Source organism: Mycobacterium sp., assembly GCF_019247615.1.
Lineage (GTDB): Bacteria > Actinomycetota > Actinomycetes > Mycobacteriales > Mycobacteriaceae > Mycobacterium.
The window spans coordinates 15,954-28,643 of the sequence record NZ_JAFBAT010000060.1 but is presented as its reverse complement, the minus strand read 5'-3'; the positions used below and the strand labels follow the sequence as shown (position 1 = coordinate 28,643).

The following is a 12,690-nucleotide window of genomic DNA, read 5'->3' as shown; positions in this document are numbered from 1 at the left end:
CCGTAGTCGACGAGCCGGCCGAAATGCTGTTCCAGCAAACCGGTTACGGCGAACGCAACCCAAGAGGGGACCAGGGCGCTGCCCCTCTTATAGACGTATCCGCGGTCCTGGATGGTCTTGATGATCGACGAGTACGTCGACGGGCGGCCGATGCCAAGCTCCTCGAGCGCCTTCACCAGCGATGCCTCGGTGTAGCGGGCCGGCGGGTTGGTGGCATGGCCATCGGGGGTGAGCTCCAGAGCCTCCAGCCGCTGCCCCTCGGTGAGGTGCGGCAACCGGCTCTCGGCGTCGTCGGCCTCGCCGCCGGCCAACTCGTCGACGGTTTCAACGTAGGCCTTGAGGAACCCGGCGAACGTGATGGTGCGTCCGCTCGCGGAGAACACCACTTGTCTGTTGGCCTCCGAGCCGGGGGCCTTCGAGCCGCCCGAGTTTCCCGCGATCCGCAGGCTGACGGTGGTACCGCGGGCGTCGGCCATCTGCGAGGCCACCGTGCGCTGCCACACCAGCTCGTAGAGCCGGAATTCGTCGCCGTCGAGCTCGCGCCGTACCGCATCCGGGGTGGCGAAGGTATCCCCGGCGGGCCGGATCGCCTCGTGCGCCTCCTGAGCGTTCTTCACCTTGCGGGTGTACTGCCGCGGCGACGGCGCAACGTACTCCTCGCCGTAGAGCTGACGCGCCTGGGTGCGCGCGGCGTTGATAGCCGACTCCGACAGCGTCGTGGAGTCGGTCCGCATGTACGTGATGTAGCCGTTCTCGTAGAGCCGCTGGGCGATGCTCATCGTGCGCTCCGCGGAGAACCGCAACTTGCGGCCGGCTTCCTGCTGCAGCGTTGACGTCATGAACGGTGCATACGGACGCCGGGTGTACGGCTTCTCCTCCACCGACGCCACCGAAAGCTCAGCGCCCCGCAGTCCCTCGGCGAGTGCGGTCGCGTTCGCCTCATCCAGTACCACCACTTCGGGCGAAGCGGCGGAGCCCTTGCGCAGCTGACCCAGCGAGTCGAAATCGCGACCCGTCGCGACCCGCAGACCGTCGACATTGGTCAGCCGGGCGACGAACGTGGGCGGCTGGGCCGCCGGATCGGACACGCTGGCGTCCAGCCGGGCAACGATATCCCAGTAGGACGCGCTACGGAACGCCATGCGGTCACGTTCGCGCTGCACGATGATCCGGGTGGCCACCGATTGGACCCGGCCAGCCGACAGCTTCGGTGCGACCTTCTTCCAGAGCACCGGGCTGACCTCGTAGCCGTACAGCCTGTCCAGGATGCGCCGGGTCTCCTGGGCGTCGACCAGGTCGATATCCAGGTCCCGGGGGTGCTCGGCGGCCGCCCGGATCGCCGGCTCGGTGATCTCGTGGAAAACCATCCGCTTGACCGGGATGTTGGGCTTCAGGGTCTGAAGCAGATGCCAGGCGATGGCCTCGCCCTCGCGGTCGCCGTCCGTGGCCAGATACAGCTCGTCGACGTCCTTGAGCAGACCCTTGAGCTCGGTGACGGTGCTCTTCTTCTCCGGGCTGATGATGTAAAGCGGCTCGAAGTCCGCGTCGACGTTGACCCCGAGCCGGGCCCACGGCTCCGACTTGAACTTCGCGGGCACGTCGGCCGCGGCCCGTGGGAGGTCGCGGATGTGGCCCCGCGACGACTCGACGATGTACCGGGACCCCAGGTAGCCGGCCAGCTTGCGCGCCTTGGTGGGCGACTCGACGATCACGAGCCGCCTGCCACTCCCATTCCCGCCGCTCCTACGGCCTTGAGGGTCCTTCAACTTGGGGTCAGCCAACTGCCCTTACGCTCCATCTCTCATTTCCGGCCCCCTGCGAGGCCGCCCTGCAGGAAGAATGACAGGCCGGCGCCGGAAATTCCGGTGAACTTCGGGTACGCCGGCGTTCCCTCGCTGTCGGGCACCTGACAATTTCGCACCCTCGGGCGGGCCTTCGCAAACCGGCTATCCAAATTGCGGGGTTCGTCACCCGGCTAAACCCGGGGCCACTGCGACCACGCCTCGGCGCCTTCGGGAGGTTCTCCCACGTTCTCTACCAGCCGCGATAGCCTGCGACGGCCGCTGATCCGCAGCGCCGGGCGCCCGCCGCGGGTGCCGATCAGCGTGGGCGCGATCCCGACTCGCATCAAGGCCGACGCGAGCGGCGAATGGGTGTCGGGCGCGTGCGGATCCAGACCCAACAGATAGTGGTCGCCGTCCGGGCTGCCGGCCGCGAGCGTCCAGGCCCGCAGCTCGCGCGGCCCGGGCAGCCAGCGCGGGGGCACGGTTTTGACCGCGCCGCGCGTCCATTCGGCCGCGATGGTGCTCAACGAAGGGTCCATGCCGGTCCTGACCAGCGGCGTGTCCTCGTCGGTACGCGTGATCTCGGGCATCAATCCGGCCTCGCGGATCATCTCCGCCAGCGCTGCAGCCCGCCATACGTGGTCGACGACCACCGAAATCCGAGCAAGCCGAGCCCCGCCGGCTTGGCCCTCGCATCGACCCGCGACCAGCACTACCTGGCCGGGGGCCGCCAGCACCCCGGAGAGATCGGCGACCGCGGGGGGCACCGACTCCGCTGTGAAGAAGGAAAGCTGGCTCACGCCACCGACAGTAGGCCAGGTTGTGCGTCCACGCCTTGAAGTTGCCGGTGAGCCGGGCCGCGGCCCCTGCCAAGCACGCGGAAAAGCCCCCAGATCGGTGCCGAAATGGGGGCTTTTGCGTCTGCTCGCGTCTAGAGTGAGCGGACTCCGGTGGCCTGGGGGCCCTTAGGGCTGTGGCCGATCTCGAACTCGACCTTCTGGTTTTCTTCAAGGGTGCGGAAGCCCGAACCCTGGATCTCCGTGTAGTGGACAAAAACATCTGCGGAGCCGTCTTCGGGAGCAATGAACCCGAACCCCTTCTCCGCGTTGAACCACTTCACAGTTCCCTGTGGCATCTCTCGATCTTTCCTTTACTTTCTGGGTGCGGGGCGCCGCCTTTCGGTGCCCCGGGCCGAGTACGACCGCAATACCTCGCAGAGTCGCCGGAATTTCACCCGACCGATAACCTCGCAGGAACCGCGGACGCAACGTTGTTCCTGCGAAAGTGTGACACGAACACAGAAGCTGCGACCGCCATCATCCAACCATGTTCATCGCGTCGGCGACAGACTTATGTCGCCGGTTGATGTTAGGAGGATGTGAAGATGGCGAGTTTCGGCGGCGAATTGCTTGCCGCCGCGCTCGCCGGAACCGGGGCGGGAGAGCATCCGTTGCGCCATGTCGTCGAACTGCCGGCGCGCAGCGGCCGACCCCACAGCTGGCCGGAATGGGCCGATAGCGACGTGGTGCACGCGTTCGTCGACCGCGGCATCGGCTGCCCGTGGTCCCACCAGGCGGCGGCCGCCGAGCTGGCCCACGCGGGCCGTCACGTGGTGATCGGCACGGGGACCGCCTCGGGCAAGTCGCTCGCCTATCAACTCCCCGTCCTGCACGCGCTGGCGACGGACCCCAGGGCGCGGGTGCTTTATTTGTCGCCGACCAAAGCGCTCGGTCACGACCAGTTGCGCACGGCGCACGCATTGACCGCAGCCATTCCGCGCCTGCAGGATCCGGGTTTTGGGGTCGCGCCCACCGCCTACGACGGCGACAGTCCCCCCGAGGTGCGCCGATTCGCGCGCGAGCGCTCCCGATGGCTGTTCTCCAATCCCGACATGATCCACCTGTCGATATTGCGCAACCATGCCCGCTGGGCCGTTTTGCTGCGCGGCCTTCGTTTTGTGATCGTCGACGAATGCCATTACTACCGTGGGGTTTTCGGCTCGAACGTGGCGATGGTGCTGCGCCGGCTCCTGCGCCTGTGCGAACGCTACTCGGCCTCGCCCACCGTGATCTTCGCGAGCGCGACGACGGATTCGCCGGGCGCGACGGCTGCCGAACTCATCGGCCTTCCGGTCGAGGAGGTCGTCGAAGACGGCTCACCCCAGGGGGAGCGGACGGTGGCGCTGTGGGAACCCGCCTTGCGGACGGATCTGATCGGCGAACACGGTGCGCCGGTGCGCCGCTCCGCCGGTGCGGAGGCGGCGCGCGTGATGGCCGACCTCGTCGCCGAGGGAGCGCAGACCCTGACCTTCGTTCGGTCTCGTCGCGCCGCAGAATTGACGGCGCTCGGCGCGCGGGCAAGGTTGGACGACATCGCCCCCACGCTGTCGGCGATGGTGGCGTCGTATCGCGCCGGTTATCTCGCGGAGGACCGCACCGCCCTGGAACGGGCGCTCGCCGAGGGCCGGTTGCGCGGTCTGGCGACCACCAACGCGCTGGAGCTGGGTGTCGACATCGCCGGGCTGGACGCGGTGGTGCTCGCCGGCTTCCCGGGCACGGTGGCCTCGTTCTGGCAGCAGGCCGGCCGTTCGGGCCGCCGCGGGCAGGGCGCCCTGGTCGTGCTCATCGCCCGCGACGATCCGCTGGACACGTATCTGGTGCACCACCCCTCCGCGCTGCTGGACAAACCGGTCGAGCGGGTGGTGATCGATCCCGCCAACCCCTACCTTCTGGGGCCGCAACTACTCTGCGCCGCAACCGAAATGCCGCTTCGCGAAGCCGAGGTCCGTGAGTTCGGGGCGACCGAGGTGGTCGACGGCCTGGTCGACGACGGGTTGCTGCGGCGACGCAACGGGTTGTACTTCCCCGCGGCCGGCATCGAGCCGCATGGGGCGGTGGACATTCGCGGCTCGTCGGGCGGCCAAATCGTCATCGTCGAGTCGGATAGCGGGCGACTGCTGGGCAGCGCGGGGGTCGGCCAGGCCCCGGCCTGCGTCCATCCCGGCGCGGTGTATCTGCACCAGGGAGAGACCTACGTCGTCGACTCGCTGAACTTCGACGAGGGCATCGCGTTCGTCCATGCCGAGGACCCCGGCTACGCGACCTTCGCGCGCGAACTCACCGACATCGCCGTCACCGGAACCGGCGAACGCTCGCGGTTCGGGCCCGTCACCCTGGGTCTGGTGCCCGTCCGGGTCACCCACCGCGTCGTGGGGTACCTGCGGCGCCGACTTTCCGGCGAGGTGATCGACTTCATCGAGCTCGAGATGCCGGAGAATGTGCTGCCCACCACCGCCGCCATGTACACGATCACTGCGGATGCCTTGACGGACAAGGGAATCGAGCTGCCACGCATACCCGGTTCGCTGCACGCGGCCGAGCATGCGGCGATTGGCCTGCTGCCCCTGGTGGCCAGCTGCGACCGGGGCGACATCGGTGGCATGTCCACCGCGATAGGCCCCGACGGGTTGCCCAGCGTATTCGTCTACGACGGCTATCCGGGCGGTGCCGGATTCGCCGAACGCGGCTTCCGCCGCGCCCGCACCTGGCTGGGCGCGACGGCCGCGGCCATCGAGGCGTGCGAGTGTCCGAGCGGCTGCCCGTCGTGCGTGCAGTCCCCCAAATGCGGGAACGGAAACGATCCACTCGACAAGGCGGGCGCTGTTCTGGTGCTGCGGTTGGTGCTCGCGGAGTTGGGCGCCGAGTAATGCCGAGCAATCCCAGGGGGGCGACCGACCCCTCGACGGTCGATCCCGCGGATCCGCGCCGTGGCAGCCGCCACCGCAACGCTTTTCCTCGATGCTGAAGAAATGCCAACATACCATCGGGGAGCACGACCCGTGGCCGGAATAGCGCGCCGCGCGGTGAAATTGCGGTCCGCTCAGGGTCGCTGGCGACCGCACCCGCGCGGCGCCCGCCCGCTCGCCGCCGTAAGATCGCGCGCATGGCCCACGACTGGTTGCTCGTGGAGACGTTGGGGGACGAGCCCGTTGTAGTGGCGCAGGGACGCGAGCTCAAAAACCTCGTGCCGATCAGCACGTTCCTGCGCCGCAGCCCGCATGTCGCCGCGGTCCGCACCGCGATAGCGGAGACGGTGCAGACAGGCCAGAGCCTGACCAGCATCACGACCAAACGCGACCGGGTCATCCGCACCGAACCGGTGGTGATGTCCGACGGTCTCATGCACGGCGTGCACGTATGGACCGGTCCCGCCGATGCCGAACCAGCCGAGCGGCCGATCGTCGGGCCGCTGAAGTGGGACCTGACCCTTGGTGTGGCCACCGACACCAGGGAATCGCTGACCAACAGCGGTAAGAATCCCGACGTCGAGGTCACCTTCGGCAGGGCGTTCGCCGAAGACCTTCCGTCGCGCGAACTCAATCCGAACGAGGCCAAGGTGCTTGCCATGGCAGTGAGTGCCAAGCCTGGCCAAATGCTTTGCAGCACATGGGATCTCACCGACTGGCAGGGAGAGCCGATCCGGATAGGCTTCGTGGTGCGCACCGCCTTGGAACCGGGTTCACCCGGCCGGGAACACCTGGTCGCCCGGGCGATGAACTGGCGAGCCGAACTCAAGGGGCCGGTGATGTCGACCGGTGATCTGGCGCAGCGGATCCTCGACGGCCTGGCCCAGGCCGGCGTCCATCGCGCCCTCGTCGACCCGAAGAATTGGACGCTGCTGAAATGGCTGGACGAACCCTGCCCCTTCTACGACTGGCGGGGGGCCGCCTCGGACCGGCCGAAGGTCCATCCCGACGATGAGCACCTGATCGCCTCCATGACAGACGAATTCGCCGACGGCCCGACGAGTCGGGTGCTGCGAATGCGCGGCCACGACGTCGATTGGGTGCCGGTGCACGCCACGGTCAGCAGAGTGGAACTCGAACCCGAGACCTTCGCCGCGTTGGTTTCGTTGCGCTTGCCGACCGATGACGAACTCGTCGCGGCCGGACTGCCGAAAGCCCCGGCCGACACCACCTGACCCCCCGTACAGGACGGGCCTGCCCGGGCCGCGGCCCGCGCCACAGATCCGAAACCGACGGCCACGCGGACGGTGACGACGACGTCGAGGCCGTCCACTGCGCAGCGCGCGTCATCGGCCCCCATCTTGCGCGCCACCGCGGTGGCCAGGTCGCAGGCGCCGGCGGCGCCCGACGGCAGCCGGCCCGCCGCGGCCAGCGCGGCCAGGTCCGCGGCCGCCTGCGCACGATGACGCGCCACCACCACCGCGCCGAGATATGCCCCGGCCCCGGTTACCCACAGCAGCACCACGACCATGGCGGCCCCGACCACAGTGGCCGAGCCCCGACCATCACCGAGGCTCCTCCACCGAGATCGCCTTGGCCCCGATGTCCAGCACCGGCAACAGCCGCGAACGTGCGACCACGGTGGCCACCACGAAGTCGCCATCCCGACGCAGCTGTATCCGCGCCCCCACCGGGGCGAGGCGCCGCGCGGCCCCGACCGCCGAGCGTTCGTCCCCGCGCGCTGCCAATCGGGCCGCCTCGCGGGCGGCGTCGACACAGCGCACCTGCATCGATACCGCCGTGACGCCGGCCAGGCACAGCACCAACACCACGACCAGCGCCGCGATCGCCAGCGCCGCCTCGACGGTGCTTGCGCCGACACAGCCGGCTAAACCTTGGTATTGAGCGCGCGACCGATGATCTTCGTCAGCGCCGACGCGATCGAGTCCCCGGTGACCACGGTGTAGAGGATCGCGCCGAACGCCGCCGCCGCGATGGTGCCGATGGCGTATTCGACCGTGGACATCCCGGACTCGTCGGTCGCCAACGCCGCGACTCGCGCCAAGAAGCTGCGGTACATGGTGATCATCGATGCATTCCTTTCGTTTCACAGCAGTCCCGATCGCAGGACATCGCCGGCCAGTCCGGCTACCACCGGGACAATGCCTAGGCAGACGAACGCCGGCAGAAAGCAGAGTCCGAGCGGTCCGGCGATCAGCACCCCGGCCCGCTCGGCGGCCGCCGCCGCCGAGTGCGCGGCGTCGTGACGAGACTCCTCGGCCAATTCGGCGACTGCACGGGCCAAGGTGGCGCCCGAGGAGGCCGAACGCCGCGCCAGGCGCAGCAGCGCGTCCGTAGGCGCGTCGATCGAGCCGACCGCCTTATGCCGCGAAATCGACCATGCGACAGCTGGATCGGCGCCCAACGCCAGCAGGTCGGCGGCGCGGCGCAACACCCCGGCCAGCTTTGGGGGCGCGGACGGCGCGGCCGCGGCCGCCGCGCTCGGCACCGCCATGCCCGCCGCCAAGCACACGGCCAGCACGTCCAGACTGGACGCAACGGCCAGGGGATCCGGGCCGGGAGCCCTCCCCAGTGGTCGCCCGCGCCGACGCGCCTGGGGCGGCATGCCGGCGCGGGCCCGCACCATCGACGGGCCGGGGCCGATACACAACGCCCACGCCAATAACACTGCCGCAATGGTCATGCCGCGAGCCGATCGGTGATGCGGTCCGACCACAGCAGCCCACCGCACGCCAGCGTCGACCCTGCTACCAACAGCCATCCACCGGCATGCCCGCTCAACAAGAAGCTCAGCGGTCGCGCCCCGATCAGCTGACCCAGCAGCAAGCCCAGCACCGGCAGTCCAGACAGGATTGCGGCGGTGGCACGCGCTCCTGCCAGGCTCGATGACACCCGTGCCGAGAACCGTTGCCGCTCTGCGATATCGCGTTGCGCGGCACGCATGAGAGTGGCTATCGCGAGCCCGTGATCGCTGGCCAGCTGCCAGCAGGCGGCCAATCGGTGCCAGTGCGCCGGCAGGGCCGAGGATCGAGCTGCGGCACGCAGGCCGGCCGCGACGTCGGCACCCAATCTGGCGCGCGCGGCGACGGCCCGCAGGGACACGGCGACCGCGCCCTCGGTTTCGTCGGCGGCCACGCCAAACGCGAGGACCGGATGTGAGCCCACGCGCAATTCGCCGACGAGAACCTCGAGGGCGGTTTCCAGCGCTCCGCCCTCGTCGGCGGCCCGCCGTACGCGACGGCGACGACGGTAGCGCAGGCCCGCGGTCGCGACCACAACGGCGACGGCCAGGACCATCGTCAGCGGCAGCAATATGGCGGCGCCGACCACGACACAAGCGGCGACGCAGCCAACCTCCCTCGCCCGCAGGTTGCCGCGCCGCAGGCCGCGAGCCGGCGGCCTGAGCCGTCGCCGCGATGACGTCGGAAGCACAAGCAGCGCAAGCGATAACAGCAGCGCGGCGGACGTCAGGCCTCTCATGCCGACATCCGGCTTTGCAGCAAGCGATGGAGATTGTCCGCGTCGTCCGTCATTCCCCGGTCCGCATGCCACACCGTGGCGGCCCGCACCTGCCCGTCGACTGTGCGCAGCACGGCTATCTCGTGCAGTCGGCGTCGACCGGCGCGGTCCCTGGCGACGTGCAACAGCACCTGGACGGCGGCGGCGAGTTGGCTGTGCAGCGCCGCCCGATCGAGGCCGCCGAGCGCGCCCAGCGCCTCCAGTCGTGCCGGGACTTCACCCGGATTGTTGGCGTGCACCGTGCCGGCGCCGCCGTCGTGTCCGGTATTGAGCGCCGCCAGCAGATCGACCACCTCCGCGCCCCTGACCTCGCCGACGACGATGCGGTCCGGGCGCATCCGTAAGGCCTGCCGGACGAGCTGGCGCACCGGAACTTCGCCGACACCTTCGATGTTTGCGCACCGGGCCACCAGCTTGACCAGATGCGGATGTCGGGGTGCCAGCTCGGCGGCGTCCTCGACGCAGACGATCCGTTCGGTGGGCGGTACCGCGCCCAGCATCGCCGCCAACAGCGTCGTCTTGCCGGCCCCGGTTCCTCCGCACACCAGAAAGGCCAACCGGGCGGCGATGATGTCGGCTACCACTGCCGCGGCCTCCGGCTCGATCGCGCCGGCGGCGGTCAGGGCGGCCAAATCCTGGGTGGCTGGCCGCAATACCCGCAGCGACATACATGTGCCCCCGGCCGCCACCGGCGGCAACACCGCGTGTAACCGCACCGACAACCCACCGGCCCCGATGCCGGTCAGCTGGCCGTCCACCCAAGGTTGCGCGTCGTCGAGACGCCGACCGGCAGCCAACGCCAGCCGCTGCGCCAACCGCCGGACCGCAGCCTCGTCGGCGAAGCGAACCCGGCTGCGTCGCAGACCGTTTCCATCGTCCAGCCACACCGCATCGGGTGCGGTGACCAAGACATCTGTGGTGCCGTCTGAACACAACAACGGCTCGAGAATGCCGGCACCGGTCAGTTCCGTTTGCAACACCCGAAGGTTGGCGAGGACCTCGGTGTCACCGAGCATCCCACCGGATTCGGCCCGGATGGCCGCCGCCACCACGCTGGGCCGCAGCGGGGCGGATTCGGCCGCCAAGCGCTCACGCACCCGTTCAATCAGCGGGCCGCTCATGCCGCCCGGCCAGTCATTTCCGACCCCGAGCGTGGCAGCGCGGCGAGCACCCCGCGCGCCGCCACCGCGAGCGCCGATCGCCGACCCAATCGCAAACCGCCCCGCTCCAACTGCTCGGCCAGTTGCGGCTGCGCCTTCAGGGACGCCAACAGCGGCAGACCGGTGATTTCGGCGACCTCGGCTGCCCGCAATCCCCCGGGCGATGGCCCCCGCACCACCAACCCGAGATGGGGATTGGTCGCCGCCAACACCGGAGCCATGGCCGCCGTCGCCGCGCACGCCCGCACATCGCAGCGGCTGACCAGCGCGACGAGATCCGCGGCATCGAGCACTACCTGAGCCGCGTCGGTGAGGCGACGGGGCAGATCGCACACGACGGTGACTCCCCCGCGCCGCCCTGCGTCGACGACGGCGTCCACGGGCGCGGCATCCAGCTCGTAGCCGCGGCGAGTACCCGACAGCACGCTGATTCCGCGGTGACGCGGCAGCGCATCGCGAACCGCCGACCAATTGAGCCGTCCGCCCTGCAACGCCAAATCGGGCCAGCGCAGTCCGGGCGCGGCCTCTGCGCCCAACAACAGATCGATCCCACCGCCCCAGGGGTCGAGGTCCACCAGCAGCGCATCGGCGGCGGTGTGTGCCACGGCGACCGCAAGCGACGAAGCCCCCGCCCCGCCGCAGCCGCCGATCACGGCGACGACCTCGCCACGCAGCCCCTGCTCGCGCAACTGTTCACCGGCATCGGCGAGTTCTCCGACCAGTTCGCGCTCCTGGTCGGGCAGCCGCAACACGTGTTGCGCACCGACCGCGACGGCGGCCACCCACGTCGCCGTCCCGGGTTCGGCGACCGTCAGCACACTGACGTGCGCGCGCCGCGGCAGCGCGGCCTTCGCGAAGTGATCCGCCGCGGACTCATCCAGCACGACCGCGGCGGCCGCCGACCAGAACTTGCGACTCAAGCCAGACCCGCCGACATGAACGACCCGGACACCTACGGCCGCGGCCACCCGGTCGAACTCGTCACGCAATTCCGGATCGGCCAAGGCCGCCAACACCACCGCTGACGCGGCCGAGGTACCGCTCGCTGAGATGCCGGCGCTGCTGGTCACTCAGCCACCTTGCCGGGCCGTGACCTTGGGACACCAGTCCCAAAGCTGGATTTGTGGATAGAGACGCGGGTGTGCACAACGCGTCGAGTCGAGGCCCGCCCAGCACACGGATCACAGATTTCCCGCAACGCGCGGCGCGCGGCGCGAACCGTGGACGACCGACGAAAACCTGGGAAACCTACCCCGGAAAAGGGACGACCCCCGCCAGGGGGGGAGGAGGCGAGGGTCGTCGTGTATCAGCCCCGGGGGGTCGGGCTGATACACCCTCGGCTCAGGCCGAGTAATGCTTACTATACACATGACAGTCCGCATTTACGCAAGTGGCGATTCATTCCAAAAAACTGCTTGAGCCGCTAAAACACCGTCGGTCACGCCGGCCCCACGCATGCTGAGCCGCCGCTTGGCCGTACGGTCGCGGCGCTGGCAGGCAACCGACCTATGCTGGGTCGGTGACCGTCCCCGACTCGGCCGCGCAGCAGGAAACCACACCGGAAACAGCTGCAACCACCGCACCTCGCGCCCGCACCGCCGCCTTCTTCGACCTGGACAAGACGATCATCGCCAAGTCCAGCACCCTCGCTTTCAGCAAACCGTTCTTCAACCAGGGACTGCTCAACCGGCGCGCCGTGCTCAAGTCGAGCTACGCGCAGTTCATCTTTCTGCTCTCCGGCGCCGATCATGACCAAATGGACCGAATGCGTGCCCACATGACCAACATGTGCACCGGTTGGGACGTCGAACAGGTCAAGTCGATCGTCAACGAAACGCTCCACGACATCGTCACGCCGCTGGTGTTCGCCGAGGCGGCGGACCTGATCGCGGCGCACAAACTGTGCGGCCGTGACGTCGTGGTGGTCTCGGCGTCCGGAGAGGAAATCGTCGCGCCGATCGCCCGGGCGCTGGGTGCCACCCATGCGATGGCGACGCGCATGATCGTCGCGGACGGCAGGTACACGGGCGAGGTCGGGTTCTACTGCTACGGCGAGGGCAAGGTTCAGGCGATCCGCGAGCTGGCCGCCCGCGAGGGCTACCCGCTGGAACACTGCTACGCCTACTCCGACTCGATCACCGATCTACCGATGCTCGACGCAGTCGGCCATCCGAGCGTGGTTAATCCGGATCGCGCGCTGCGCAAGGAAGCCGGCGAGCGCGGCTGGCCCGTCCTGATGTTTTCCCGTCCGGTGTCGCTGCGCGACCGCATTCCGGCACCGTCGGGCGCCGCCATCGCGACCACCGCCGCGGTGGCCGTCTCCGCGCTGGCCGCCGGCGCGGTCACCTACTCGTTGCTGCGCCGCTTCGCGTTCTAGCGACAGGACTGCTTCGCGTTGCTCAGACCGGAAGCCAGCAAACGAAATATCGGCGCCACCCTGGCCACCTTCGCAACTTTCGCC

General features: G+C 69.1%; 12 protein-coding genes and 1 pseudogene. 3 read left to right on the top strand and 10 right to left on the bottom strand.

The annotated features are described in order from the left end of the window. From topA to cspA, 3 genes are all read right to left on the bottom strand, one after another. On the bottom strand, positions 1 to 1,781 hold a 1,781-nt coding region (topA, locus tag JO059_RS03925), incomplete at its 3' end, for a type I DNA topoisomerase (protein ID WP_293314802.1). Positions 1,782 to 1,975: 194 nt separating this feature from the next. After that, a complete protein-coding gene (locus JO059_RS03920; RefSeq protein ID WP_293314801.1) occupies positions 1,976 to 2,584 on the bottom strand; it encodes a hypothetical protein in 609 nt (202 codons plus the stop codon). A 131-nt stretch (positions 2,585 to 2,715) separates the two neighbouring features. Continuing rightward, the gene (gene cspA / locus JO059_RS03915) at positions 2,716 to 2,919 is read right to left on the bottom strand and encodes a cold shock protein CspA (protein ID WP_007772268.1); all 204 of its coding nucleotides are present in this window, start codon (positions 2,917 to 2,919) and stop codon (positions 2,716 to 2,718) included. 249 nt (positions 2,920 to 3,168) lie between these two features. Here cspA and JO059_RS03910 point away from each other — a divergent pair, with 249 nt between their 5' ends. Then, the gene (locus JO059_RS03910; RefSeq protein WP_293314800.1) at positions 3,169 to 5,490 is read left to right on the top strand and encodes a DEAD/DEAH box helicase; all 2,322 of its coding nucleotides are present in this window, start codon (positions 3,169 to 3,171) and stop codon (positions 5,488 to 5,490) included. Between the two features lie 236 nt (positions 5,491 to 5,726). Continuing rightward, the gene (locus JO059_RS03905) at positions 5,727 to 6,764 is read left to right on the top strand and encodes a PAS domain-containing protein (protein ID WP_293314799.1); all 1,038 of its coding nucleotides are present in this window, start codon (positions 5,727 to 5,729) and stop codon (positions 6,762 to 6,764) included. A gap of 74 nt (positions 6,765 to 6,838) precedes the next feature. On the opposite strand, the pseudogene JO059_RS03900 reads toward JO059_RS03905, so the two are convergent. The 7 genes and pseudogenes from JO059_RS03900 to ssd all read right to left on the bottom strand — a co-directional run. Next, positions 6,839 to 7,060, bottom strand: a pseudogene (locus JO059_RS03900) (Rv3654c family TadE-like protein); the annotation flags it as partial. 34 nt (positions 7,061 to 7,094) lie between these two features. Continuing rightward, positions 7,095 to 7,382 (bottom strand): TadE family type IV pilus minor pilin, encoded by a 288-nt coding sequence (locus JO059_RS03895; RefSeq protein WP_293314805.1) that lies wholly within the window; start codon positions 7,380 to 7,382, stop codon positions 7,095 to 7,097. A gap of 35 nt (positions 7,383 to 7,417) precedes the next feature. Further along, entirely contained in the window at positions 7,418 to 7,618 is a 201-nt protein-coding gene (locus tag JO059_RS03890; protein ID WP_293314798.1) for a DUF4244 domain-containing protein, read from the bottom strand. Positions 7,619 to 7,636: 18 nt separating this feature from the next. Continuing rightward, positions 7,637 to 8,233, bottom strand: a complete 597-nt coding sequence (locus JO059_RS03885; protein WP_293314797.1) for a type II secretion system F family protein — start codon at positions 8,231 to 8,233, stop codon at positions 7,637 to 7,639. Further along, positions 8,230 to 9,030 (bottom strand): type II secretion system F family protein, encoded by an 801-nt coding sequence (locus JO059_RS03880; protein WP_293314796.1) that lies wholly within the window; start codon positions 9,028 to 9,030, stop codon positions 8,230 to 8,232. Before JO059_RS03880 ends, JO059_RS03885 begins: the two co-directional genes overlap by 4 nt. Continuing rightward, the gene (locus tag JO059_RS03875; RefSeq protein WP_293314795.1) at positions 9,027 to 10,190 is read right to left on the bottom strand and encodes a TadA family conjugal transfer-associated ATPase; all 1,164 of its coding nucleotides are present in this window, start codon (positions 10,188 to 10,190) and stop codon (positions 9,027 to 9,029) included. The genes JO059_RS03880 and JO059_RS03875 overlap by 4 nt, the downstream gene beginning before the upstream one ends. After that, positions 10,187 to 11,245 carry a septum site-determining protein Ssd gene (ssd, locus tag JO059_RS03870; RefSeq protein WP_293314804.1) on the bottom strand — a complete coding sequence of 353 codons (1,059 nt, stop codon included), beginning with the start codon at positions 11,243 to 11,245 and terminating at the stop codon, positions 10,187 to 10,189. Before ssd ends, JO059_RS03875 begins: the two co-directional genes overlap by 4 nt. Before the next feature lie 503 nt (positions 11,246 to 11,748). Here ssd and JO059_RS03865 point away from each other — a divergent pair. Beyond that, complete coding sequence (locus JO059_RS03865) at positions 11,749 to 12,606, top strand: HAD-IB family hydrolase (RefSeq protein ID WP_293314794.1); 858 nt, start codon at positions 11,749 to 11,751, stop codon at positions 12,604 to 12,606. The last annotated feature ends 84 nt before the right edge of the window (positions 12,607 to 12,690 follow it).